Below are 24421 nucleotides of genomic sequence, written 5' to 3'. Positions count from 1 at the left end.
GGCGAGCGAACGCCGCGTCGACGAACTCGCGGTCACCGGCCTCCTCCCAGGCGCCGGGGGCGACGTGGTCGATCAGCCGGTTCAGCAAGGTGCGCACCGGCGCCACGTTGCCGTCGCGAGGATCGACACCGTCTCCGGCCAGTCCCGAACGCGCCGCTTTCCAGTACGCCGCGCGCAGCACTTCGGCGGGCACCGGCGGCGCGACCTGCCCGGCGGCCAGCGCCCTGCGCGCCGTGACGACGATCGCGCGCACCAGCGCCGCCAAGAGCGCGGTTTCCTCGACCGTCGCCGGGATGTCGCTGACCCGTATCTCGACGGTCGGGAACGACACCGACGGCCGGACGTCCCAGTAGACCATCTGCTTGTCCAGAATGCTGCCACTGTTGAGCATCATCGCGACCATCGCCTCGTAGTCCCGCGCGGACTCGAAGTACGGCGGCGGCCCCGCGCTGGGCCAGCGTCGCCACAGGATGCTGCGCCAGCTGGCGAAGCCGGTCTCGGTGCCGCGGTAGATCGCCGAATTCGCGGTCATGGCGAGCAGTTGCGGCAGCCAGGGCCGCAGGTGGTTGCTGACCTGGATCGCGGTCTCGGCGTCGGGGACGCCGACGTGCACGTGGCAACCCGACAGCCCTTGCTCGTGGGCGAGCATGCCGAAGTTCTCGGCGATGCGCTGGTAGCGCGGGGTATCGGTGACCGGGAACTCGTGCGGGACGGTCGGTGGGATGCCGACGGCGAGCAGGCGCGCGTCGTTGCGCTGGGCGCACGTGGCGATGCCGCGGCGCAATTCGCGCAGTTGCCGGTGCAGCTCGCCGATGTCGGTGTGGACGGCGGTGCTGGCCTCCACCTGGCAGCGGGTGAGTTCGAGTTGCAGGTCGATGCCGAGTTCCTCCGCGGTGTGCGCCACCTCGACATTGCGTGCCAGCGGTTCGCCGGTATGTGGGTCCACGAGCAGAAACTCCTCTTCCACACCCACGGTCAGGCGGCCATCGTCCATGCCGTTCGCATACCCACGGCCCGGTCGGCTAGTCAGCTGATCGCGGTCTGGTCCCGAGTGAGTCCGCGTTCCCCGCGCGGTTTGAACGCTCGGAGGGCGGCAACGCGAACGGCAAGGGGGCCGTAGGTAGAGGAGATGTCCTATGTTTCGGATCGCTCTACGTCTCGCCGTGACCGGGGGTTGCGCCGTGGTGTTGGCCGCCGGTGGCGCGGGGCTGGCAGCCGCGGGCCCGACGTTGTCAGCGGACACCCAGGAGGAGGGCGCCATCGCGGTGGGCAGCCAGCCGTCGGCGGAGAATTGGGATTGTGTGCTGATCGGGTCGGCCGAGCAGGCCGGTCCGCGGGTGGACGTGGCCCGGACCGGCGAGAGCCGCGGCGGTTTCGCTGCGGGCAGCACCGTGGTCGCGACCTGCGTCGGGCCGCAGTGGCCGATGGTCGCCATGACCACCGGCGTCACCTCGCTCGACGACGCCGACTGACCGCCACCCCGCGCCTCCCACGGGCGGTGCTGCGGAAACCGCGCGGGACGGACCGGCTCGATAGTCTCGCTCCCATGCGGATCGTCGTCCTCGGCTCGGGCATCTCGGGCTTGTCCACCGCGGCCGAACTGCTCCGGGGCCGCCACGAGGTCATCGTCGTCAGCGCCGAGCCGATCACCGCGACGACGTCTTTCCTGGCCGCAGCGGTGTGGTTTCCGACCGCCGCGGGCCCGCCCGATCGTGTCCGGGACTGGAGCGAGACGACTTTCCGGCACTTGGCCGGGTTGGCTGCCGTCGGGACGCCGGGCGTGCGCATGTGTGCCTCCTTGGCGCTGTATCGCGACGAGCCCGCTGTTCCGGAGTGGTCGCGATCGGTGCGCTCGTTCCGATCGGCCGAGCGGGACGAACTGCCACCCGGCTACGGGTTCGGGTTCCGTTTCGAGGTGCCCCTGGTGGAGATGCCGACCTACTTGCCGTTCCTCAGTGCGCGAGTGGACGCCGCGGGCGCCCGGCGTGTGCTGCGCGCCGTGCGGCGCCTCGACGATCTCGCCGACCTGTCACCGGACGTCGTGGTGAACTGTGCCGGTCTGCGAGCCGCGGAACTCGTGGCGGACCCGGAGGTGTATCCGATCCGCGGCCAGATCGTCCGGGTCGCGAACCCGGGACTGTCGGTGTCGATTCGCGACGAGGCGCACCCGCTGGGGCGGGCCTATGTCCATCCGCGCGCGAACGACTGTGTCCTGGGTGGTTCCCTGGACACCGGCGAGTGGGACACGACGCCGAATGCCGATCTCACCGAGTCGATTCTGCGGCGCTGCCGGGAGCTGGCGCCCGCGCTCGCGGGCAGTGCGGTGCTGGGCACCGTGGTCGGGCTGCGTCCTGGTCGCCGGGCGGTCCGGGTGGAACTCGACACCACCGCGCTGCCCGGCATACCGGTGGTGCACAACTACGGTCACGGCGGCTCCGGCATCACCATCGGTCACGGATGCGCGCTGGAGAGCGCCGCTCTCGTCGCGGCGCTCTGAACGGCGGGCCGGGTCAGCCGGCGTAACTGCGCGCCACCACGGAGTTCAGCGCCTCCAGGAATTCGCTGAGGACACCGGGTTCGACTCGCTCACGCGGCGTGCGGCGCTCCGGCGAGCCGGTCGCGGGCGCCGCCAGACCCGCGTCGACACTGTCGCGCAGGACGGCGTGCACGGTCTCGATCGGGATGCCCGCCTTGGCGCACCGGGCGGCCGCGTGCTCGAACCGGCCCAGCGCCAGACTTCCCGCGGCCTCGGCCGCGTCGACCAGCACGAGCGCCAGTTCCAATCCCATTCGGATCAGCGCGTCGGGGCCGCCGCGATCGGTGCCGCGATCGAATCTCGCGGACGCCTCGGCGATGACGCGATCTTCTTCGTGCGGGCCGATATTCATGGCCCTCCCTCCGCCCGGCGACCCTGCTGCTACCGACGTTACGACGGGGATCGGAAGTTTTCGACCGCGCGAATACGAGTTGTGATGCTTCACAGAAAGCGGCCGCCGGGATGGGGCGGTGTCCCCAACCGCGGGCTCGGCCCTCGGCACGTCGTTCCGGTCAAGTTACCGTTGAGTACTTTCCGCGATCGGGGAGGGAAGGAGTCACATGTCCATCACCGATTCGGCAGGTCCGGATCTGACCCTGTCGGGCCGCCCGGCCAGTTCTTCACTACGCGACGTGCGGAATCTGTCGCGCAAAATGGTCGGCCACTTCATCGAGACCGTGGCGCACTGCCGGACCCTACCCGGCGAGGCGCTCAACGGCGACATCACCAACATCACCCGCCTGTGCCTGGAACTGGCCGTCAGCATGCTCGACGGCGGTGACATCCCGGAGAAGACCCTGCTGCTGCGCAACGCCGCGGCGGGCTGGGCGCGGGAAGGCATTCCGATCGACACCATCCATCACGCCGTGCACGAGGGATTCAAGCTCGGCTTCGATCTGATCGTCGCGAACGCGACCGCCGCGGACTTCGACAGCCTCAAGGACATCAGCCGCCGCCTGCTGGAGATCCTGGACACCATCACCTCGACCGTCTCACGGGCGTACGTGACCGAGCTGCGCGCCGTGGTCGGCGAGCATCACACGGCCGCGCACACGCTCGCCTCGGCCCTGCTCGGCGGGCACCCCACCTTCACCATGGCACGCGAATGCGGCATCCAGATCGCCGACTCGTACTCCGTACTGGCGCTGGCCATCCCGCCCCACCCGGACGAGCGCAACCCCCAGCTCGACGGTGCGGTGGTGGCGCGGCGGAAGTTGCGCCGGGTGCAATCCGAACTGGCGACCCGCTGCGGTGAGACGGCGCTGTCGCTGCTCAGCGTCGACGGTGGCACCGTCCTGCTGCCGTCGGCGTCGCCGGAGGACAAGACCCTCGACGAACTGGTCGAGAGCCTCGGCCGCGCGGCCCAGGTGCCGATCGCCGCGACGGTGATCGCCGCGACGCCGGTCGAGGTGCCGACGGCCGCCGACCGCGCGCACGAGTTGCTCGACATGGTGCAGCGGCTGCGCTGGACGCGCGGACTGTTCCGATTCGACGACCTGGCGCTGGAATACCAGCTCACCCGCCCGGGTCCTGGGCTGGAAACGCTCCGAACCCTGCTCGACCCACTCGACGAGCACCCTGAACTGCTGGAAACGCTGAAACGCCATATCGGCACCAATCTGAACCGCCAGCGCACCGCGCGATCGCTGCACATCCACACCAACACCGTGGACTACCGGCTCAAGCGCATCGGACAGCTCACCGGATTCGACCCCGCCCAGGCCTCCGGCGTCTGGTATCTGCGCGCCGCGTTGGTGGCACGCAGCTACCGCGACTCCGAGGACGAGACGCCGGTGGGCCGGTGGGCCGGGACGGCGGTGGTGTCGTCGTAAGGTAGGAGTTCGCGGGCACCGAGCAGTGCGTGGACCGCCTCGGGGGTCCATCGACGGTCGGCGCCGGGACGGGTGGCGAGGTAGCCCGCGGTCGCGTGGCGGGACCAGCCGTGCGCGGCGCGCAGGCCCGCCGCCAAGTGCCGCAGGTAGGCGGCGGCGGGCGGATTGCCGGGCACGTCGCGATAGCGCCAGGGCGCGGTGAAGGTGAGCACCGGGTGCCCCGCGTGGGTTCCCGCGCAGACCAGGGTTTCGTAGCGGCCCGGCCCGAGCGTCGTGCTGCCTGTCTCGATCACTTCGGTCAGGCTCACCCGCGTGCCCGGGGCGCGGTACATCTCCTGCGCCACGATGTCGGAGAACTGCGCGGCCGTGAGCAGATGGGCGTGCACGGCGATCTCGCCCGGACAGCCCGGGTCGTAGAACGCGCGACCGCCGGTCCAGGTCAGCGATTCGGTCGCGAAGTACAGCACGCCGGACAGGCGCAGCGGGATCGAGCGGATCGGGTCGGCTCGGTCGCGGCAGCCGGGGAAGGTGAGTGCTCCTCCTTCGGGTCTGCCGCCACGAAGGTAGGCGCGCAACCTGGCCAGGCTCATGTTCGAGCCGTACGCGGCGTACCAGACCAGATCCGCGCGCGAATCGCGCCGGTCCGCGTCCGGTTCCGCTCGGGCCGCCGCAGCGGCGGAGCCGTCGGGGTGCCACGCCGTCATGGCCTCCATTGTGGGCTTCTCGCCGCCACGCGCGCATCCTCGGCGAACCCGCCATTCGCGGGCACGAGCTGCCGCGCGGCGACAACACGTCCGCCGGTATCGCGATCGCTCCGAAGCCGACGCCTCAGGCCGACTCGGCCAGTCCCGCGGACCGCCAGATGTCCGCGAGGTCGTCGAGCGGGACCGACAGCGCCTGGCCCAACGCGACCACCGTGCCGAAGGCGGGGGAGGGCAACCGGCCGGTCTCGATCTTGCGCAGCGTTTCCGGGGAGATCCCGGCGGCGCGGGCGACGTCGGCGAGGTCGCGGTCGGCGCGGGCGGCGCGCAGGGCGGCGCCGAGGCGGCGGCCTGCCTCGATCTGCGCGGGCGTCAAGGGAAGGCGGACCATGCGCTCAGGCTACGGACGGTATTTATATACCGCAAGCGGCGCGGCTGGTATTAGAATACCGACCAGGCTATCGTGGTATTAAAATACCGAGCCTGGAGGAACAATGGTCGAGTTGAAGAGCCCCGCGGAGATCGCGCGGATGCGAGTGGCGGGGCGCTTCGTCGCCGATGTGCTCGCCGAATTGCGTGAGCGCGCCCGGGTGGGGGTGAACCTGCTCGAACTCGAAGCGCACGTGCGCGAGCGCATCCGGGAGCGCGGCGCGCAGTCCTGCTACTGGGACTACGCGCCCTCGTTCGGGCGCGGGCCGTTCCGCAACACGGTCTGTCTTTCGGTGAACGACGCCGTGCTGCACGGGCTTCCGTTCGATTACTCGCTGCGCGACGGTGACGTGCTGAGCATGGACCTCGCGGCCGGCGTCGAGGGTTGGGTCGCCGATTCGGCGACCACGGTCGTGGTGGGCACACCCGCGCCCGAGGACCTGCGGCTGGTGCGAGCCACCGAGGAGGCGCTGGCCGCGGCGATCGCGGCGGCGGTGCCGGGCAATCGCATCGGCGACATCTCCGCCGCCATCGCCGCGGTGGCCCGCGCTCACGGCTACCCGGTGAACACCGAATTCGGCGGTCACGGCCTCGGCCGGACCATGCACGAGGACCCGCACGTGCCCAACGAGGGCCGCCCCGGGCGCGGCTATCGGCTGCGGCCGGGACTCACCATCGCCATCGAACCCTGGTTCGCGCGCACGACCGACCGCATCGTGACCGATCCCGACGGCTGGACCATTCGCTCGGCGGACGGTTCCCGCACGGCCCACTCCGAACACACCGTCGCGATCACGCCGGACGGGCCGCAAGTACTGACCGCGGCGTGAGTGCGGTGTCCGGCGGGTCACGGGCCGGACAACCAGGCGGCCAGATCGTCGGAGGCGCGCAGCTCGTCGGCGACGGACGCGCGTTCCTCGGCGGACAATCCCATCGCGCGCAGCTCGGACCGGAACTGTTCGGCGCGGCCGGGGTCCTCGTCCGCGACGGCCAGTTCGGCGAGCGCCGCCAGCGCCCTGGCCACCTCCAGTCGCGGTGCTTCGGCCCGGAACCGGCCGAGACCGACTTCGAGCACGCGGAAGGCGGCCTTGTCGTCGGTCTTGAAGTCGCGCAGGATGCGGGCGTTGTCCAGCGCCCTGGCCAGTCCGTCGAGTTCCTTGGATCCGCCGTATTCCACTTTCGGGGGTTCGTCGCGCTGGATGTAGATCACCTGATTGCCCGCCGGGTCGACGATGGTGAACCGGGATTGTCCCGGCCGGAAGCGGGTGATCCGCGGCAGGCCCTTCGCGGGAATCCTGCCGTAGCGGTTGCGCAGCGCCGCGGTGAAGGCTTGATGCCTGCTCGCGACGTCGTCCACCATGACCAGGCAGCCGGCCCGTTCGGCGGGTATGTCGCCGTCCTTGGGCAGCGACACGAAATGCAGCGCGCAACCGTGATCTTCCACGACGCCGTAGACGTAGGGGCGGATCTGCTCGTGGGTCACGGTGTAGCCCAGCGTCTTGTAGAAGTCCAGCGTGCCGGATAGATCTGCGGTCCAGAGCTGCGGCACTGCCGTGTCGGCCATCCACTTCCTCCTGCGGTATTCAAATTTGACTAGCTAAGTGTAGGGCGGTCGTGGGCCGGAACTCAAACTTGATTACCCTCCTATGCCGAAGGAAAGGAGTGCGCCGTGTCCGTCGTGCGCCTACTGGTGCTGGGGGTGATGCGCCTGCGTCAGCCCGTGCACGGCTACGCCGTGCGTCAGGAACTGCTGTCCTGGCGCGCGGAGACCTGGACGAACGTCAAACCGGGCTCGATCTACCACGCGCTCAAGCAGCTTTCGCGCGAAGGAAAGCTGAGCGCGTTCGGCACGCAGCACAGTGACCAGGGGCCGGGGCGCACCCTGTTCGAGCTGACCGAGGCGGGGGAGGCCGAGTTCCGCAGGCTCATGGACGAGGCGCTGGTCAGCATCGACATGGAGGAACTGGGGGCGGCCATCGCCTTCATGGACGCGCTGCCCCGGTCGCACGTCATCGCGAAGCTGCGGGAACAGCGCGGCCGCAGCGAGGAGCTGCGCGCCGGCCTGCTGGCCATGGTCCCGGACTTCCCCGGGCGGTACGAGGCGCCGCACGCGACCGATCTGCTGGAGTTGTGGAGCAGCGTTTTCGACAACTTGTCGAAGTGGACCGACGGAGTGCTGGCCCGCTTGGAAGCGGGAGAGTACCGGATGCCGGAGTAGGTCCGCGGCGAGGCGCCGTGCACTTCGCGTCGCTCGCCGCGCCGGGACGCGGGATACGCTGCCGACATGACGAATTCGCTGGACGCCGTCGCGAAGGCCGACTACGTGCTGCTGACCACCTTCCGCAAGGACGGGACGCCGGTCGGCACCGCGGTGTGGGCGGTCGCCGAGAACGGCAAACTGTACGTCTGGACCGTGACCGACAGCTGGAAGGTCAAGCGTCTGCGGCGCAATCCGGCAGTCACCCTGCAACCGTGCAGCGCGACCGGCAAGCCGCACGGCGCTGTGGTCGAGGGCACCGGGCGGATCCTCGACGCCGAGGGCACCGAGCGGGTGCGCAAGTTGCTGCGGCGCAAGTACTGGCTCACCGGTCCGCTGATCATCCTCGGCAGCAATCTGCGGCGCGGCAAATCCGGAACCATCGGCATCGAGATCACCCCGGCCGCTTGACCTCCGGCCTCAGGTCGCCTGGCTGACCGACGACATGTGGAAGTCGGGAATCCGCAACGGCGGCATGGCGGTCCGGGTGAACCAGTCCTTCCATTCGCGCGGCAGCGTGAGTTCGGTCGCGCCCGCCTCGCTCACCCGCCGGAGCAGGTCCAGCGGGCTCTCGTTGAACCGGAAGTTGTTCACCGCGGCGGTGACCTCGCCGTTCTCCACCAGGTACACCCCGTCCCTGGTGAGACCGGTCAGCAGCAGTGTCGCCGGATCGACCTCCCGGATGTACCACAGCGTGGTCAGCAGCAGGCCGCGCTCGGTGCGGGCGATCATGTCGTCGATCGTGGCGTCCGAGCCGCCGGTGAGCAGCAGGTTCTCTCCGGGGACCGTGGGCGGCGCGTCGAACTCGGCGGCGGTGGCGCGGGGATAGATCAGCGCGGAGATCACGCCCTCGCGCAGCCAGTCGACGCGCTCGGCGGGCAGGCCGTTGTCGAACACCGACATCGATTCCGATGACGCGGTCGCCGCCACGAACGGGCGGTACTCCAGCCCGGGGGCGTACGGATCCGAGTAGAGCGTGAGCGGAATGCCGCTGAGGCGCTCGCCGACCCTGGTCCCGCCCGCTCGCGCGAACGCAGTGTGGCCCTCCTGCGCGCCCCGCCCCTCCATCGACCAGGCCAGATAGATCATCAGGTCGGCGACGGTCGAGGGCGGCAGCAGCGTTTCGTAGCGGCCCGCGGGCAGCTCGATCTTGCGTTTGGCCCAGTCCAGGCGGCGAGAGAGATCGGCGAGCAGACCTGACACGTCGACGTCGGTGAAGTCGGCGGTGCCCACCCCGACCCACGCGCTCGCCAGATCGGCACCCTCGCCGCGCTTTCCGTTGATCTCCACCGAACCGGTGGGTTGCACGAAGCGGCGGCGGATGCCGGTCGAAGTGCCCAGCCACGTGGTGTGCATCTGATGGTGGGCGAAACCGTAGAGGCGGTCGGCGCTGTCGAACCCCGTGGCCAAGCCATCGGCCAGATCGGTGAACACCTCGATGCCGGTGCCGCTCGCCGGGTCGTCCCAGTCGTCCTCGACGGCGTCCGGCTCGAGCAGCGGCATCGCGTCGCGCGCGGGCTCGGCGCCGCGGGCCGCCGCTTCGCTCGCGCGCACGACCCCCTCGATGTCGTCGGGGTCCACGCTGGTCGAGGCGATGGTGCCGACGCGGGCGAGGTTGGGCCCGGCACGGAACACCGAGATCACCGCCCAGTTCCGCGACACCGACGACCCGTTGGTGGTCATGGAGTTCCCGGCCCAGCGCAGCGACGCCTCGTGCTCGTCGCGGACGATCACCATCGCCTCGTCGGCGCGCGACAGCGCCAGCGCCCGTTCCACGGTCGCGCTCGCGGGGAACAGATCGTCGCTCACTGCCCTGCCTCCGTCCGGGTGTTGAGAATGCTGACCCCGCGCACCAGGATCGACGGGCAGCCGTGGCTGACCGCGGCGACCTGGCCGGGTTGCGCTTTGCCGCAGTTGAACGCGCCCCCGAGCTGCCAGGTGGACGGCCCGCCGACCGCTTCCATCGCACCCCAGAAGTCGGTGGTGGTGGCTTGATAGGCGACATCGCGCACTTGGCCGTCCAGCTTGCCGCCGCGGATGCGGAAGAATCGCTGTCCGGTGAATTGGAAGTTGTAGCGCTGCATGTCGATCGACCAGGACTTGTCGCCGACGATGTACAGGCCGTCGTCCACCCGGGAGATCAGCTCCTCGGTGGTGGTGTCGTGGTCCGGATCCGGTTGCAGCGAGACGTTGGCCATCCGCTGGATCGGCACGTGATGCGCCGAGTCCGCGTACGAGCAGCCGTTGGACCGGTCCAGACCCAGCCGCGGTGCGAACACCCGGTCCAGCTGATAGCCGACCAGCACGCCGTCGCGCACCAGGTCCCAGCGCTGCCCGGCCACGCCCTCGTCGTCGTAACCGACGCTGGCCAGCCCGTGCGCTTCGGTGCGGTCGCCGGTCACGTGCATGACCGGGGTGCCGTAGCGCAGCGTGCCGAGCTGGTCGGGAGTCGCGAAAGAGGTTCCCGCGTAGGCGGATTCGTAGCCGATGGCCCGGTCGTACTCGGTGGCGTGACCGATGGACTCGTGGATGGTCAGCCACAGGTTGGTGGGGTCGATGACGAGGTCGGCCGGCCCGGCCTGCACGCTGGGCGCTTTGACCTTCTCGGCCAGCCACTCCGGGATCCGCGCGAGTTCGCCGTCCCAGTCCCACACGCCGTCGGCGCCGGTGACGTACTCCCAGCCGCGGCCCGCCGGCGCGGCCAGCGTGCGCATCGTCTCGAACACCCCCGCCGAGGTGTCCACCGTGATCGCCTCGAGGCTCGGGTGCAGCCGCACCCGCTGCTGGGTGATCGAGGAGCCCGCGGTGTCGGCGTAGAAAGTCTGTTCCTTGACCTGCAGCACGCTCGCGGTGACGTGATCCACGCCGTCGGCGTGCGAGAGGCGCTCCGAATAGTCCTGCAGCAGTGCGACCTTCTCGCCGGTCGGCACGGTGAACGGGTCCAGGTCGTAGGCCGATACCCAGCGCGCGTCGGCGTAGCGGGGTTCGTCGGCCAGTTCGACGCGTTCGCGGTTGAGCGCCCGCAGCGTGGTCGCGACGGTGACGGCGGTGCGCGCCACTTCGACGGCGGTGTCGGGGGTGAGCGCGGCGTGGGACGCGAAACCCCAAGTGCCGTCCACGATCACGCGCACGGCGAAGCCCAGCTCGGTGCTGTCGGTGACGGACTCGACGCGGCCGTCGCGCAACCGGATCGATTGGGTCACCAGGCGGTGCACCCGCAGGTCGGCGTGCTCGGCGCCGGCCGCCGTGGCCGCGGCGAGGGCGGCGTCGGCGAGCGCGGCCAGCGGCAGGTCGAGGAACTCGGCGTCGACGTCTCTGGATGTCGCGATGCTCACCCGCACCAACCTAGTCGGTGCCGCCCGGCGCGCGTGCCCGCGTGGTGGTCCCGCGCCGTGGAAAAGCGCATCGCGTGCGGAAGTTCGCGCGGAGTACCCCAGGAGCGCAGAGCGAACGGCGCGCGCGACACTCGCGCTTCCGGCATGTTGCTCGCCGGATGCCGTACTGTGCCCGCGTGCCGCCATCCCCCCTTCGTGACCGCAAACGCGAACGTACCCGCCGAGCCATTCTGGAGGCCGCAGCCGAGCTGTTCGAGACCCGAGGCTACGAGGAGACCACGGTGGCCGACATCGCCGCCGCGGCGGACGTCGGCACGCGCACCTTCTTCAATTATTTCGCCAGCAAGGAAGAGTTGCTCTTCCCGGAATCCGACGAGCGGGTGCGCGCCGCGGTGGTCGCGATCGCCGGCAGGCGTCCCGGGGAACGTCCGGTGGAGGTCTTGCTGCGCGCGCTGCGCGCAGCGGGGGACAACCCCGGCGAGCACCTCGTCGACGATCTCCATGCCCGGATCGGTGCGCTGCGCGCCCAGGTGTCGCGCACCGTCCCCGCCGTGAGCGGACGCGCCGCGCATGCCCAGCTGGTCACCCAGCGGGAGATCGCCAGGCAGTTGCACAAGGCGTTCCCCGCCGAACTCGACGAGGTCGGCGCCGCCGCGCTGGTCGGCGCGGTCGTGGGCGCGGTGTCGGGTGCGTTGACGGTGTTGTTCCAGCAGCCGGTGACCTGTGTCGAGGACGGCGAGCGACTGCACCGCAAGATCCACGAGACGACCTCGCGGGTGTTGCAACCCTGGCTGGCCACCCATCACGTCGAACCGGTGGGCTGATCAGCCGAACTGCTGCCAGCCCAGCCGGATCACCATTCCGATCACCACCACCAGCAACACGATGCGCACGAACTCGGCGCCCTTGCGCAGTGCCATGCGCGCGCCGACCACGGCGCCGAGGACGTTCGCCACCGCCATCCCCGCGCCGAGCGCCCAGAGGATGTTCCCGGTCGCGCCGAAGAAGAGCAGAGCGCCGAGGTTGGAGCCACAGTTGATCACCTTGGCCATGGCGGCCGCCCGCACGAACTCGGTGCCGAGCAGGGTCGCGAAGGTGATGATCAGGAACGTCCCGGTGCCGGGCCCGAGCAGGCCGTCGTAGAAGCCGATCAGCCCCGCCGCCAGCGCGACCGTGAGGACGACCTTGCGCCGGGTGGGCGGGTGGGTGGCGAAGGTGACGCCGATCGACGGCCGGAGCGTGACGAACACCGCGACGCCGACCAGCACCACCATCACGATCGGCACGAACAGCTCGCGGTCGATCAGCGAGACCGCGGCGGCGCCCGCCGCGGCCGCCGCCGCGGCGATCACGGCCGCGGGCAGCAGCACCCGCCAGCGCATCGGCACCTTGCGCGCGAAGGTCAGCACCGAGGCGCTGGTACCGGCGACCGCCGCGAGCTTGTTGGTGCCCAGCGCGGTCTGCGGCGCGATGCCGGGGGCCACCACGAACAGCGTCGGCAGGACGATCAGCCCGCCGCCGCCCACCACCGCGTCCACCCATCCGGCGGCTGTCGCCGCCGTCAACAGAACCGCCCAGTCTCCGATCTCCACCCCGCCAGACAACCAGACCGGTGAGACGGGGTTCGCCGGGCGCCCGCGCGAGAGATCGCGATGGTCGGCGTCCGCCGGTCGGCGTGCCCGCGTGCCGGGCGCACCTAGGCTGATCCGGTGCGTCGTTTCAGTCTGTGGCTCCGGGGCCAGCCCGTCGTGGCCGATTCGGTGCTGGCGGCGTTCCTCCTGCTGCTCGAGATCATCGGCGTGACCAACGCCCACGACAAGCTCGCCTACCTGGCCATCGGAGTGCTGCTTCCGCTGCCGCTCGTCCTGCGCCGGGTGTACCCGCGCGCCATGGCGGCCGCCACCTTGGCGCTGTCGCTGACGGCGTCGCTGGTGGGTTTTCTGGCCGAGGACGACGCCGAGCACATCGCGCTGCTGTCCCACGGCATCATGCTGTACACGCTGGTCGCCTACGTGGGGAGGCGGGAAGGGCTGTGGTACGGGCTCGGCTTGGCGGTGGATCTCGCGCTCGCGGTCGTGGCGCTCGGGAAACCCTCCGGCCCCGACATCGTGTTCACCGCCATGTTCTACGCCTTGTCCTGGACCCTCGCGGAGTTCATCGGCGCGCGGCACGCCTACGACGCCGAGGTCGCGGCACGCCTCGCGGTCGCCGACTACGACCGGGAGCGCCGCGCGCACGACGCCGTCGCGGCCGAGCGCACCCGCATCGCACGGGAACTGCACGATGTGGTCGCCCACGCGGTGAGCGTGATCATCGTGCAGGCCGACGGCGCGAAGTACGCGCTGCGCCGCGACCCGGACGCGGCCGAACAGGCGCTCACCACCATCGCGGGCACCGGCCGCGAAGCGCTGCGCGAATTGCGCAGAACCGTGGCCCTGCTGCGTACCGAGCACGCTCCCGACCAGCTACCCCAGCACGGCACCGCCGGTATCGCCAAGGTCGTGGAGATGATGCGCGGCACCGGTCTGGCCGTCGAACTCGAGCTGACCGGGGAACTCGACGACATCGCGCCCGAGGTGAGTCTCGGCGTGCATCGCATCGTGCAGGAATCGCTGACCAACACGCTGCGGCATGCCGGACCGCACCCCAAGGCGTGGGTGCGGGTGCGCCGCACCGACGCCGACGTGCTGATCGATGTCACCGACACCGGCGGGGTGCCGCTGTCGGACCCGGGCACCCGGATCGAGGGCAGCGGGCTCGGCCTGGTCGGGATGCGCGAACGAGTCGCCGTGCTGGGCGGCAGTCTGGACGCGGGCCGCGACCCCGACGGAGCGTGGCGGGTGCACGCGAGCATTCCACTGCAACCAGGTCCGGCGGAGTGAGCGGGTCCGCTCAGTGGACGTCGAAACTGCTGCGCCGCATGCGTTCTCGTGCCGCATCGGCCTTGTGTACGAGCCCCTTCGCAGCGCGGGTCATCCAGCGCGCCGATGGGGTCACGTTACATTGGGGACGTGCCGATCACCGTTCTCGTCGTAGACGACCAGGAACTCATGCGTATGGGATTGAAGATGGTGCTCGGCGCGCACCCCGACATCGAAGTGATCGGTGAGGCGGCCAACGGCGCCGCCGCGGTCGCCAGAGCGGCGGAACTGCGGCCGGACGTCGTGCTGATGGACGTGCGGATGCCCGTCGTGGACGGGGTCGTCGCCACCACCCGGATCGTGGAGGCCGGACACGGCAGCCGGGTACTGGTCATGACCACCTTCGACCTCGACGAGCACGCGCTCGGCGCGCTGCGCGCGGGGGCGAGCGGATTCCTGTTGAAGGACACCCCGCCGGAGGACCTCGTCTCGGCCATCCGCAGCGTCGCCGCCGGTGACGCCGTGGTCTCGCCGAAGGTCACCAAACGCCTGCTGGACCGGCTCATCGCGGAGGATCCGGCTCGCACCCGCGACCCGGGCGTGCTCGACGTGCTCACCGCCCGCGAGCGGGAAGTGCTCGAGCAGATCGCGGCCGGGCGTTCCAACGCCGAGATCGCCGAACAGCTGTTCCTGTCGGAGGCCACGGTCAAGACGCACGTGGGCCGGGTGCTCACCAAACTCGGTCTGCGCGACCGGGTTCAGGCCGTCGTGCTGGCCTACGAGACCGGGCTGGTGCGGCCCGGCGGCTGACGCGGGCGCATCTCACAGCGACTTATCAGGCGATCAGGGAGAAAAACTTCGGCACGGGACGTTGCACGGGTAGATCGTCCGAAAGGATCGCCATGCCCGCCCTGTTGTTCGTGCTGTATGTCGTCGTCGAAGTCGCCACGCTGGTCGCGGTCGGTCAGCTGATCGGCGTGCTGCCGACCGTTCTGGTGCTCATCGCGGGGTCGGCCGCGGGCTTGCTGCTGGTCGGCGCGCAGGGGCGGCGGGTGTTCGAGCAGTTCCGCCGGGCCGCTCGCGGGGAAGTGGCGCCCGGCGCCGCCGTGGCCGACGGCGCCCTGGTGGCGGCGGGCGGGGTGCTGATGTTCGTGCCCGGCCTGGTGACCTCCCTGTTCGGCCTGCTCCTGCTGCTGCCTCCTACGCGATCGCTGCTGCGTCCGCTGGTCACGGCATTCGCCGCGCGGCGCTTCCGCAGGCTCGCCGCCGCCGCGCCCTACCGCGGCGTGGTGATCGACGCGGGTGAGGTGGTCGACGGCGTCGTGGTGGGGCAGTGGTACGACGACGGCCGGGGCACCGCCCGCCGCGCGATCACTCCGTCCTGAGCGAGAACTCGGCCGCACCTGGTTCCCCGCGGCGGCGCGAAGGGCTATCGTGGCGCGATGGCCACCGAGCAACTCACCGTGACGGTGAGCGAGGAGCTGGCTGCCGCGGTCAAACGAGCGGCGGCCAGTGCGGGACAGTCGATTTCCGGATTCACGGCCGCGGCCCTGCGGCTGGAGCTGATCGCCGTGGAGGCGGGCTGCCTGCCCGCGGCGGCCGGGGGGACCGGTGGCGCGCCGCCGGAGTACGCGGAGGTGATGGCGGTGCTGGCGCAGCCGGAGGATCTGGCGCGCCGCCCCGTGCTGAACGGCTGACCGGAACCGCCGCATCGGGCGTACGGCAGACTGGTGCCTCGTGGGTACCCAGTTACTGATCGGCGGTCGTTTCTACAGTGCCAGCTCACCCGACGCCACCGCGATGGCGGTGCGCGACGGCACCATCGTCTGGCTGGGCGCCGAACAACCCGGTCGCGCGCTGCACCCGGACGCCGAGATCATCGATCTCGACGGCGCCTTCGTCGCTCCAGCGTTCGTGGACCCGCACGTGCACGTCACGGCACTGGGCCTGAAGTCGACCGGCCTCGATCTGTCGGCCGCGCGGTCGCTCGCGCAGTGCCTGCGGCTGCTGCGCGAGTTCGCCGAGGCGCACCCGGACGGCGCCGTTCTGGGCGACGGCTGGGACGAGACCACGTGGCCGGAGGGGCGGCCGCCCACGGTCGAGGAGATCGACGCGGCGGCGGGCGCCGGTCGGCACGTCTACCTCTCGCGGGTGGACGCGCACTCCGCGGTGGCGTCCTCCGCGCTGCTGGACGCGCTGCCCGGACTGGCCGCGACCGACGGCTTCACCCGCGGCGCGCCCGTGCGCGCCGCGGCCCACCACCTGGTGCGTACCACCGCCCTCGCGAGTTTGTCCCGGCCGCAACGGGATCGAGCGCGCGCCGCGGCGCTGGATCGCGCCGCCGCCCACGGCGTCGTCGCGGTCCACGAATGCGCGGGTCCGGAGATCGCGGGAAGCGCCGACGTACGCGAACTGCTCGAATTCGAGCACGGTGTCGAGGTCAGGGCCTACTGGGGCGAGGCGGTGCGCAGCGCCGAGCAGGCGCGCGCCCTGATCGAGGAACTCGGTGTGCACGCGCTCGGCGGTGACCTGTTCGTGGACGGGTCCTTCGGCTCGCACACCGCCTGGTTGCGGACGCCCTATGCCGACGAGTCCGGTTGCGGCCGAAGCTACCTCGACGCCGATGCGATCACCGACCATGTCCGCGCCTGCACTGTCGCCGGTATCCAGGCCGGATTCCACGCGATCGGCGACGCCGCCATGGACGCGGTCGTCGCGGGGATCGAACGGGTTGCCGCCGAACTCGGCGGCCCCGCGGTCGCGGCGCTCGGCCACCGTGTCGAACACGCCGAACTGATCGACGGCGAACACATCGCACAGCTGGCGCGCTGGGGTGTGATAGCCAGCGTGCAACCGGGATTCGACGCGGCGTGGGGCGGATCGAACGGCATGTACGCCGCGCGCCTCGGCGCAGAGCGCGCCGCCGTGCTGAACCCGTTCGCCGCCATGGCGGCCGCGGGCGTCGCCCTGGCGATCGGCTCCGACGCTCCGGTGACCCCGCTCGATCCGTGGGCGGCGGTGCGAGCGGCTTCGAACCATCGCACACCCACGCACGGCTTGTCCCCCCGGGCGGCCTTCGCCGCGGCCACCCGAGGCGCGTGGCGTGCGGGCGGAGTCCGCGACGGAGTGGCGGGCACCTTGGTCCCCGGCGCGCCCGCCTCCTATGCGGTCTGGGACGCGGCCGAACTCGTCGTCGCCGCGGCCGCCGACTCGGTGCAGCGCTGGTCCACCGATCCGCGGTCGCGGGTACCCGGGCTGCCCGCGCTGGAGCCGGGCGCACCGCTGCCCACCTGTCTGCGCACCGTGCACCGGGGAGCGACGATCTATGCGAAGTGAGCCGCCGGTGGCTCGCGACTGTCCTCGGTGCGGCGTTCGGGTGCGTGATCGACGCGAACGCGGCTCGACACGCGCCCTCTACCCGCTTGTGGAGCGACAGCGGCCGGAGGTACGCCGCCGTGCGGGCGCGGGCCCACTATCGCGTGGTGCGGTACGGCACCCGGCAGAGTGCGGTAACCAGGTTTCTCGGATTTGGTTGCCGGGCAGCGCAGCTGCGGTGCGGGCGATGTGCGGGTTCGTCAGCGACGGAGCGGCAACCCGGGCGCAGGACGGTCGAGCGGCGATCGCCCGCTGTTCGTCAGCCCATCCGCGGCAGGCGACCCGGCCTGCCGCAGGGGCAGCCGAGGCGCGCGACGGCGCGAACGGGAAAGGCTGGATGGCACTGCGTGCCAGGGCGGTGCGCGGCGGTTTCGGGGACGATCGGCGCGTCCTATTGCCGGAGCGCGAGCATGGAAGCACGATGCCGCGGCGTCGAGATGCCGGTCGGATAACGGCGGAACCTCCCTCGGCAGTGCCGCGGTTTCCACTACGGCGTGCATTCGTCGCGTACCCGCGTCACCGAGCTGGACGGCCCGATCTGCCAGCGCGAGCGCAGGCCTCCAGTGCGCGGGTTTCGGCCGCAAGGCGCGGGTTCGTCCGGCGCGGTCCGACCGGCGCGCCGATCTCGTGGCGGCGGCGGTTAACGATTCGAGGGCGTGCGGCGATCAATGAGTGGATACCTGATGACAGGGCAGGGGCTCGCGGTTTTCCGCGTCGGGCCTCCGCCGCGCCGGTCGCGCGGACTCGACACGCCGCGCGGCGCACACACGCCGACCAGTGTGCCGCTGCGTCCATACGCGTGCGAGGCATGGCGGGCTTGGCGTTCCGTGTGATGAACGTCACCCCGCTGCTGACGCGGTCCGTCCCTTGGCGGACCCGTGACGGCTCCCATCCGGTGTGGGCTTCGGTTCGATCGGCACGGGCACGGTCGGAGGCCGACTGGCGCATGCCGGTCCGATGGCGGACAGTGGCCGGGTGATGGTGCGAGAACGGGTGCTCGAGTGGGCGCGGCAGGGGTCCGCGGTGGTAGGCGGGCATCCGGTAGCGGCGCGCGCGGTGGCGGCGAGCTGCGCGGGGCTGTTGCTGTTCGGCAGCTTTCCGCCTCGGCCGTGGTGGTTCCTCGCGCCCCTCGGCATCGCGATGCTCACGCTCACCGTACGTGGTGACGGCCGTCTGCGGGCGGGCTTCGGATACGGATTGCTGGCCGGGCTGGGGTTTTTCGTCCCACTGCTGCCGTGGACCGGCATCTATGTCGGTCCGGCGCCCTGGCTGGCGCTGTCCACCGTCTGCGCGCTCTACCTGGGCGTGTTCGGTCTGCTCGCCCGGCTCGTCGGCACGCTGCCAGGTTGGCCGCTGTGGGTGGCCTCGGCCTGGACCGCGGCCGAATGGGCTAGATCGAGCTTCCCCTTCGGTGGATTTCCGTGGGGCCGTGTGGCCTTCGGTCAGGCCGACGGCTGGTTCTTGCCGCTGGCGGCGGTCGGCGGCGCCCCGCTGGTCGGGTTCGCCGTCGCGCTCACCGGAACCGGAACCGCGGCGCTGGTCACGCTGCTGTGGTCGGCTCGCGTTCCCGGCGCCGAGCGTCGAACCGCCGATGCCGGGATCGGCAGTCCGGTAGCGGCCGCTTCGCGCGGGCGCACTCCCGTCCCCCGACTCGGCTACGCCGCCGCGGCTTTCACCCTGCTCCTCATGCCGCTTGCCGGTCTGCTGCTCGGGTCCGCGCTGCCCCATCCAGGTGCGGGCGACAGAACGGTCACGGTCGCGGCGATCCAGGGCAGCGTGCCGCGCCTGGGGCTGGACTTCAACGCACAGCGGCGGGCAGTGCTGGACAACCACGTCCGGCGCACCGAGGAACTGGCCGCCGAGGTGGCCGCTGGTCGAGCCCCGCGCCCGGACGTGGTGATCTGGCCGGAGAACTCCTCCGACATCGACCCGCTGCGCAACGCCGACGCCGCCGCCCTGATCACCGCGGCCTCCGAGCGGATCGGCGCGCCCGTGCTGGTCGGCGCGGTGCTGATCAACTCGGATCGGACCACCACCAACTCGGTGATGGTGTGGAACGGCGCCGCGGGCCCGGGTGAACGGCACGACAAGAAGATCATCCAGCCTTTCGGCGAATATCTGCCGATGCGGAGTTTCTTCCGGCTTTTCTCCGAATACGCTGACCGTGCGGGCTATTTCGTGCCGGGCAATGGTGATGGAGTCGTGCGCGCGGCGGGTATCGACATCGGTGTCGCGACGTGCTATGAGGTGGCCTTCGACCGGTCGTTCGAAGACGCGATGCGAGCCGGCGCGCAACTGCTCACCGTGCCCACCAACAACGCGACCTTCGGCGACAGCGAGATGACCTATCAGCAGCTGGCCATGTCCCGTATCCGGGCCGTCGAGCACGGTCGGGCGCTGGTCGTCGCGGCCACCTCGGGTGTCAGCGCCATTATCGCCGCGGACGGCAGCGTGCGGCAGGAAACCGCGTTATTCGTGCCCGCCGCACTGGTCGCGGAGCTGCCGCTGCGCGATGAAAGTACTCTCGCAACGCGAATAGGGCCTGCGCCGGAGCGGATCTTCGTTATTCTGACGGCTGCCGCCGCGCTGGCCGCGGCCATCCGGCGGCGGTCAGCGCGCGCGGGCGCGCGAATCGGCCGTCAAGCCGTCGGCGGCAGATAGATCGCCTACCGATTTGCCGATAACCGAGCATTCGGTATGTTCTTGCCCCCCACCGCCCCGAAAGTGAAGGTGGGGAAATGAGTTGCGCACTGTTCGCCTGACAACAAAAGCGATCTTGGGCGTACCATCGAACCGTCTGGTCATGGCCCGTTTTGCTTCGGTTCGACCCAGTTGAGTCGCAATGTTTGCGGAAATGTAACCAACCAAAGTGGCCTTCTGCCAAGGACGTTGGATGTGAAACAAATCCAAAACGTCGGCAATCCGGCAGATGCGATGCTCCGAATCATAGGGCGTGGATCACGTCCTCCGGCTGGCGCGCGTGCGCTTGCTGGAGCGGTGCTCGGGGAGTTGCGTCAACAGCGGCAGAACGGAGTGATTGATGAGTTCATTGGCCACGGATCGCGTCGACCAATGTTCATCCGGCGAATTTTCGGCACAACCGTTTGCTCTGTCGCCCGCGCAGACAGCTCTCTGGTACGCGCAGCGCATTCGCCCCGACGTACCGTTGACGATCTCCCAGTACGTCGAGATCCACGGTGACCTGGACGAGGGACGGCTGCTGTACGCGATCGAGCGTTTCGGGGCCGAGACCCAGGTGGGTCAGCTTCGCTTGGTGGAGAGGGATGGCACTCCGTATCAGATCGTCGATCCGGTGCACCGGCCGGGCTGGGTCCGCATCGACCTGCGCCGGGAGTCCGATCCGTACGCCGCGGCGCTGCGCTGGATGCACGAGCACACGAGCTCGCCGATCGATCTGGAGCGCGACCCGCTGACCTCCAACGCGGTCCTGCGCATCGGCGAGTCCGACTACATCTGGTATTCGTACGCCCACCACATCGTCATCGACGGTTACGGCGCGATGAACGCGCTCACCCGTACCGCGGAGATCTACACCGCGCTGGAGAACCACACCGAGCCGGTCGCCTCGCGGGCGACACCGCTGGCCGAGATATACGCGGACGAAGCCCGCTATCACGACTCGAGCCGCTTCCAGAACGATCGCGATTACTGGCTCGGCCAGCTGTCGGGCGTGGGGGAACCGGTGAGCTTGGGCGGCGCCCGCCTCGGCGCCGCCACCCACGACGCGGGCCGCAGGCTGGCCACCGCCGTGCTCGACGACGAACAGCACGCCGCGATCGAGGTGGCGACCAGCGCGTGGAACACCACCGACTCGGCGATGTTCGTGGCGGCGCTGGCCACCTACGTGCGATCGGTGACGGGCAATCCGGACGTGGTCCTGAGCCTGCCGGTCTCGGCACGCACCACGGTGTCGCTGCGCCGCTCGGCGGGCGTGATCTCCAACGTCGTGCCGATCCGGCTGCGGTTCGACGACGCCACCACGATCGGCGACCTGGTGAAGGCGGCCGAGCTGCAGATCACCGGCGCCCTGCGTCATCAGCGCTACCGGCACGACGACATCCGGCGCGACAGCGGCTACTCCCGCGACGCCCGCGGATTCTTCGGCCCGATGGTCAACCTGATGCTGTTCCACGACGAGCTGCGGTTCGGCAGCCTGGTCGGCTCCATGCACGTGCTGGCCACCGGCCCGGTGGAGGACCTGTCGGTCAACGTCTACAACGGCGCGGGCGGGCGCTTGCACGTCGATTTCGAAGCCAATCCCCGCCTCTACGGCGAAGCCGAGGTGAGCGTGCATCACGCGCGCTACCTGGACTTCCTCGGCCGGTTCCTGGCGGCCGACGCCACGACACCCGCCGAGTCGCTGGCCGCGATCACCGCGACCGAGCGGCAGTGGGTCGTGGACGGCTGGAACGCCACCGAGGCGCCCCGGCAGGAGGGCACGCTGGCGAGCCTGTTCGCCGAGCGGGTGGCGTCCGACCCGGAGGCGATCGCGCTGGAATTCGGCGACGAGGCGCTGACCTACGCCGAACTCGACGCGCGCGCCAACCGCCTGGCCCGGCTGCTCATCGAGCGCGGCGCCGGGCCCGACGTGACGGTCGGCCTGTGCCTGCGCCGCAGCATCGACCTGGTGGTCGGCATGTACGCGATCGTCAAGGCGGGCGCGGCGTACCTGCCGCTGGACACCGAGCACCCCGCCGAACGGATCGGGCAGATCGTGCGTCAGGCCGAGCCGCTGTGCGTGCTCACCGCGGCCCGCGACGAGGTCGAGCTGCCCGCGATCGCGACCCGGCTGGACATCGACACCACGCCGTTGTCGGACTTCGACGACGCCCCGGTGACCGACGCCGACCGCAGGGCCGAATTGCGCCCCGGCCATCTCGCCTACGTGATCTTCACCTCCGGATCGACCGGAACGCCGAAGGGCGTGGGCGTGCCGCACGCCGCGATCGTCAACCGCTTGCGCTGGATGCAGCACGAGTACCCGCTGGAGCGCGCCGACGTCGTGTTGCAGAAGACCCCCGCCACCTTCGACGTGTCGGTGTGGGAGTTCTTCTGGCCCCTGCAGGTCGGGGCGCGGCTGGTCGTCGCCGCGCCGGACGGTCACCGCGATCCGGCGTACCTCGCGCGGATCATCGCCGAAAAGGGCGTGACCACAGCCCATTTCGTGCCGTCCATGCTCTCGGTGTTCGTCACCGAGGCGGATCTGGGCGGCTGCGCCGGCCTGCACCGGGTGTTCTGCAGTGGCGAGGCGCTGCCCGCCGCGGCGGTGCGGGAGTTCTACGCGGCGTTACCCGCGGCCGAACTGCACAACCTGTACGGTCCGACCGAGGCCGCCGTGGACGTCACCTACTGGGCGTGCCCGCCGGACGCGAGCGCCGTGCCGATCGGCTCGCCGGTGTGGAACACCCGGACCTATGTGCTGGACGACCGGTTGCAGCCCGTCCCGCCCGGCGTGGTCGGTGAACTGTACCTCGCGGGGGTCCAGTTGGCCCGTGGTTACCTGGGGCAGCCGCGTCTCACCGCGGACCGGTTCGTGGCCGATCCGTTCACCCCGGGCGCACGGATGTATCGCACCGGCGACCTGGCACGCTGGCAGATCGGCCGCTCCGCCGCCGAGCCCGGTGTGCTGGAATACCTGGGCCGCAGCGACTTCCAGGTGAAGATCCGTGGCTTGCGCATCGAACTCGGCGAGATCGAGGCCGCCCTGCTCGACGACCCGAAGGTCGCGCGCGCGGTGTGCGTGGCGCACACCGGACGCACCGGTGACGAGCTGGTGGCCTACGTGGTCGCGGCGAAGCACGAGGACGACGGCGCCCGGCTGGACACGGCCGCACTGCTCACGGCACTGCGCCACACGCTGCCCGGGTACATGGTGCCGTCCGTGCTGATGGAGCTCGACGAGCTACCGCTGAGCGCCAACGGCAAGATCGATCGCAAGGCGCTGCCCGCCCCCGTGAGCGCCGCGCGCTCGATCCGGCCGATCGCCGAGCCGCGCACGGAGGTCGAGCGGGTGCTGGCGGGCATCTTCGCGGAGGTGCTCGACACCGACGTCGGCATCGAGGACAATTTCTTCGACCTGGGCGGCAACTCGCTCATCGCCGCGCGGGCGGTGGCCAGGATCAACGCGGCCCTCGGCACCGCGCTGACCATCCGGGACCTGTTCGAGGCCGCGACGATCGATGCGCTCACCCGGCGTTTCGCCACGCAGACCGTCGACGCCTCCTCGCCGCGCCTGGCGCCCGCCGAGCGGCCGGAGCGAATCCCGTTGTCCCAGGCGCAACAGCGGTTGTGGATCCTGAACCGGTTCTCCGAGCACGCCGCCGCGTACAACATGCCGCTGGCCGTCGAGGTGGAGGGGCCGCTGGACGTCGCCGCGCTGCGCGCGGGCCTCGTCGACGTCATCGAGCGGCACGAGAGCCTGCGCACCACGTTCCCGGAAGTGCCGGAAGGGCCCTATCAGCTGATCCATCCGGCGGCGGCCATCCCGCTGACGCTCGACCCGGTCGACGTCACCGCCGCCGACGTGGCCGGATTGGCGACCGAGTTCGCCGGATACGGCTTCGATCTGCGCAGCCAGGCCCCCATCCGGGTGGCGCTCTACCGCACCGGTCCGCAGCGGCACGTCTTCCTCATCGTGCTGCATCACATCTGCGGTGACGGCTGGTCCATCGCGCCGCTGGCCAAAGACCTGATGACGGCGGTGTCGGCGCGCGCGAAAGGAGTCGCGCCGCAGTGGACGCAACTGCCGGTGCAGTACGCCGACTTCGCGCTCTGGCAGCGCGAATTACTCGGTGAGGAAAACGATCCCGCCAGTGCGCTCAGCCGCCAGCTGACGCACTGGCGTTCGGCGCTCGCGGGGCTTCCCGAGCAGCTCGACCTACCATTGGACCGCCCGCGCCCACTGCACAGATCGACCGTCGGCGGCCGGGTCGAGTTCACCATTCCCGCCGAGATCCGCCGCGGCGCCATCGAACTGGCGGCCAGCCGGGGCGTGAGCATGTTCATGGTGCTGCACGCGGCGCTGGCGACTCTGCTGTCGCGGCTGTGCGCCAGTGCTGACGTCGCGATCGGCAC

The 24421-nt window shown here is 70.5% G+C and carries 22 protein-coding genes; 14 read left to right on the top strand and 8 right to left on the bottom strand.

Going from position 1 to position 24421, the window contains the following annotated elements; all coding sequences use genetic code 11:
- On the bottom strand, positions 1–994 hold a 994-nt coding region (locus ON27_RS14685; RefSeq protein WP_043726291.1), incomplete at its 3' end, for a glutamate--cysteine ligase 2.
- 142 nt (positions 995–1136) lie between these two features.
- Between ON27_RS14685 and ON27_RS14680 the strand changes: the two genes are divergently transcribed.
- Together ON27_RS14680 and ON27_RS14675 are read left to right on the top strand one after the other, a co-directional pair.
- Positions 1137–1472 carry a hypothetical protein gene (locus tag ON27_RS14680; protein ID WP_157227192.1) on the top strand — a complete coding sequence of 112 codons (336 nt, stop codon included), beginning with the start codon at positions 1137–1139 and terminating at the stop codon, positions 1470–1472.
- Positions 1473–1546: 74 nt separating this feature from the next.
- Positions 1547–2497 carry an FAD-dependent oxidoreductase gene (locus tag ON27_RS14675; RefSeq protein WP_043726286.1) on the top strand — a complete coding sequence of 317 codons (951 nt, stop codon included), beginning with the start codon at positions 1547–1549 and terminating at the stop codon, positions 2495–2497.
- 13 nt (positions 2498–2510) lie between these two features.
- On the opposite strand, the gene ON27_RS14670 is transcribed toward ON27_RS14675, so the two are convergent.
- Positions 2511–2888 (bottom strand): hypothetical protein, encoded by a 378-nt coding sequence (locus ON27_RS14670; RefSeq protein WP_043726284.1) that lies wholly within the window; start codon positions 2886–2888, stop codon positions 2511–2513.
- Between the two features lie 208 nt (positions 2889–3096).
- Here ON27_RS14670 and ON27_RS14665 point away from each other — a divergent pair, with 208 nt between their 5' ends.
- On the top strand, positions 3097–4368 hold the full coding sequence (locus ON27_RS14665) for a PucR family transcriptional regulator (RefSeq protein WP_051046589.1): 1272 nt from the start codon (positions 3097–3099) through the stop codon (positions 4366–4368).
- Here the strand turns inward: ON27_RS14665 and ON27_RS44755 are convergent.
- Together ON27_RS44755 and ON27_RS14655 are read right to left on the bottom strand one after the other, a co-directional pair.
- Positions 4302–5072: a histone deacetylase gene (locus tag ON27_RS44755; RefSeq protein ID WP_245559953.1), complete on the bottom strand. Its 771-nt coding sequence runs from the start codon at positions 5070–5072 to the stop codon at positions 4302–4304. The genes ON27_RS14665 and ON27_RS44755 overlap by 67 nt on opposite strands.
- A 124-nt stretch (positions 5073–5196) precedes the next feature.
- A complete protein-coding gene (locus tag ON27_RS14655) occupies positions 5197–5460 on the bottom strand; it encodes a helix-turn-helix domain-containing protein (protein ID WP_043726282.1) in 264 nt (87 codons plus the stop codon).
- Between the two features lie 103 nt (positions 5461–5563).
- Here ON27_RS14655 and map point away from each other — a divergent pair, with 103 nt between their 5' ends.
- Positions 5564–6328, top strand: coding sequence for a type I methionyl aminopeptidase (gene map, locus ON27_RS14650; RefSeq protein WP_043726280.1), 765 nt, complete (start codon positions 5564–5566; stop codon positions 6326–6328).
- Positions 6329–6345: 17 nt separating this feature from the next.
- Here map and ON27_RS14645 read toward each other — a convergent pair whose 3' ends face one another.
- Positions 6346–7062, bottom strand: a complete 717-nt coding sequence (locus ON27_RS14645; RefSeq protein WP_043726278.1) for a DUF8817 family protein — start codon at positions 7060–7062, stop codon at positions 6346–6348.
- Positions 7063–7167: 105 nt separating this feature from the next.
- Between ON27_RS14645 and ON27_RS14640 the strand changes: the two genes are divergently transcribed.
- Together ON27_RS14640 and ON27_RS14635 are read left to right on the top strand one after the other, a co-directional pair.
- Positions 7168–7716, top strand: a complete 549-nt coding sequence (locus tag ON27_RS14640) for a PadR family transcriptional regulator (RefSeq protein WP_043726276.1) — start codon at positions 7168–7170, stop codon at positions 7714–7716.
- 66 nt (positions 7717–7782) lie between these two features.
- The gene (locus ON27_RS14635; RefSeq protein ID WP_043726274.1) at positions 7783–8166 is read left to right on the top strand and encodes a PPOX class F420-dependent oxidoreductase; all 384 of its coding nucleotides are present in this window, start codon (positions 7783–7785) and stop codon (positions 8164–8166) included.
- A 9-nt stretch (positions 8167–8175) separates the two neighbouring features.
- Here the strand turns inward: ON27_RS14635 and ON27_RS14630 are convergent, their stop codons facing one another.
- Both ON27_RS14630 and ON27_RS14625 read right to left on the bottom strand, forming a co-directional pair.
- Positions 8176–9492: a metallopeptidase TldD-related protein gene (locus tag ON27_RS14630; protein WP_051046593.1), complete on the bottom strand. Its 1317-nt coding sequence runs from the start codon at positions 9490–9492 to the stop codon at positions 8176–8178.
- 68 nt (positions 9493–9560) lie between these two features.
- Entirely contained in the window at positions 9561–11090 is a 1530-nt protein-coding gene (locus tag ON27_RS14625) for a TldD/PmbA family protein (RefSeq protein ID WP_043726271.1), read from the bottom strand.
- 176 nt (positions 11091–11266) lie between these two features.
- Here ON27_RS14625 and ON27_RS14620 point away from each other — a divergent pair, with 176 nt between their 5' ends.
- A complete protein-coding gene (locus ON27_RS14620) occupies positions 11267–11914 on the top strand; it encodes a TetR/AcrR family transcriptional regulator (RefSeq protein WP_245559952.1) in 648 nt (215 codons plus the stop codon).
- On the opposite strand, the gene ON27_RS14615 is transcribed toward ON27_RS14620, so the two are convergent.
- Entirely contained in the window at positions 11915–12682 is a 768-nt protein-coding gene (locus ON27_RS14615; RefSeq protein ID WP_043726268.1) for a TSUP family transporter, read from the bottom strand.
- A 117-nt stretch (positions 12683–12799) separates the two neighbouring features.
- Here ON27_RS14615 and ON27_RS14610 point away from each other — a divergent pair, with 117 nt between their 5' ends.
- From ON27_RS14610 to ON27_RS14580, 7 genes are all read left to right on the top strand, one after another.
- Entirely contained in the window at positions 12800–13972 is a 1173-nt protein-coding gene (locus tag ON27_RS14610; protein ID WP_043726266.1) for a sensor histidine kinase, read from the top strand.
- A 129-nt stretch (positions 13973–14101) separates the two neighbouring features.
- Positions 14102–14761: a response regulator gene (locus tag ON27_RS14605; protein ID WP_043726264.1), complete on the top strand. Its 660-nt coding sequence runs from the start codon at positions 14102–14104 to the stop codon at positions 14759–14761.
- A gap of 92 nt (positions 14762–14853) precedes the next feature.
- Positions 14854–15336 carry an FxsA family protein gene (locus tag ON27_RS14600; protein ID WP_043726263.1) on the top strand — a complete coding sequence of 161 codons (483 nt, stop codon included), beginning with the start codon at positions 14854–14856 and terminating at the stop codon, positions 15334–15336.
- Positions 15337–15393: 57 nt separating this feature from the next.
- Positions 15394–15648, top strand: a complete 255-nt coding sequence (locus ON27_RS14595; protein WP_043726260.1) for a hypothetical protein — start codon at positions 15394–15396, stop codon at positions 15646–15648.
- A 40-nt stretch (positions 15649–15688) separates the two neighbouring features.
- Positions 15689–17287, top strand: coding sequence for an amidohydrolase (locus tag ON27_RS14590; protein WP_043726258.1), 1599 nt, complete (start codon positions 15689–15691; stop codon positions 17285–17287).
- A 1017-nt stretch (positions 17288–18304) separates the two neighbouring features.
- On the top strand, positions 18305–19987 hold the full coding sequence (gene lnt, locus ON27_RS14585) for an apolipoprotein N-acyltransferase (protein WP_051046591.1): 1683 nt from the start codon (positions 18305–18307) through the stop codon (positions 19985–19987).
- A 379-nt stretch (positions 19988–20366) separates the two neighbouring features.
- Positions 20367–24421 (top strand): non-ribosomal peptide synthetase (locus tag ON27_RS14580; protein WP_043726294.1); only part of this gene is annotated, 4055 nt, incomplete at its 3' end.

The organism is Nocardia asiatica NBRC 100129 (genome assembly GCF_000308415.1).
Taxonomy (GTDB): domain Bacteria; phylum Actinomycetota; class Actinomycetes; order Mycobacteriales; family Mycobacteriaceae; genus Nocardia; species Nocardia asiatica.
The sequence above is the reverse complement of the archived record's forward strand: the minus strand, read 5'-3'. Positions and strand labels throughout refer to the sequence as shown.

Coding starts and splice junctions, on each gene's coding strand:
- ON27_RS14680 (WP_157227192.1), top strand. CDS start 1,137: ATGTTTCGGATCGCTCTACGTCTCGCCGTGACCGGGGGTTGCGCCGTG.
- ON27_RS44755 (WP_245559953.1), bottom strand. CDS start 5,072: ATGACGGCGTGGCACCCCGACGGCTCCGCCGCTGCGGCGGCCCGAGCG.
- ON27_RS14665 (WP_051046589.1), top strand. CDS start 3,097: ATGTCCATCACCGATTCGGCAGGTCCGGATCTGACCCTGTCGGGCCGC.
- ON27_RS14675 (WP_043726286.1), top strand. CDS start 1,547: ATGCGGATCGTCGTCCTCGGCTCGGGCATCTCGGGCTTGTCCACCGCG.
- ON27_RS14595 (WP_043726260.1), top strand. CDS start 15,394: ATGGCCACCGAGCAACTCACCGTGACGGTGAGCGAGGAGCTGGCTGCC.
- lnt (WP_051046591.1), top strand. CDS start 18,305: ATGGTGCGAGAACGGGTGCTCGAGTGGGCGCGGCAGGGGTCCGCGGTG.
- ON27_RS14645 (WP_043726278.1), bottom strand. CDS start 7,062: ATGGCCGACACGGCAGTGCCGCAGCTCTGGACCGCAGATCTATCCGGC.
- ON27_RS14600 (WP_043726263.1), top strand. CDS start 14,854: ATGCCCGCCCTGTTGTTCGTGCTGTATGTCGTCGTCGAAGTCGCCACG.
- ON27_RS14655 (WP_043726282.1), bottom strand. CDS start 5,460: ATGGTCCGCCTTCCCTTGACGCCCGCGCAGATCGAGGCAGGCCGCCGC.
- map (WP_043726280.1), top strand. CDS start 5,564: ATGGTCGAGTTGAAGAGCCCCGCGGAGATCGCGCGGATGCGAGTGGCG.
- ON27_RS14630 (WP_051046593.1), bottom strand. CDS start 9,492: ATGGTGATCGTCCGCGACGAGCACGAGGCGTCGCTGCGCTGGGCCGGG.
- ON27_RS14670 (WP_043726284.1), bottom strand. CDS start 2,888: ATGAATATCGGCCCGCACGAAGAAGATCGCGTCATCGCCGAGGCGTCC.
- ON27_RS14635 (WP_043726274.1), top strand. CDS start 7,783: ATGACGAATTCGCTGGACGCCGTCGCGAAGGCCGACTACGTGCTGCTG.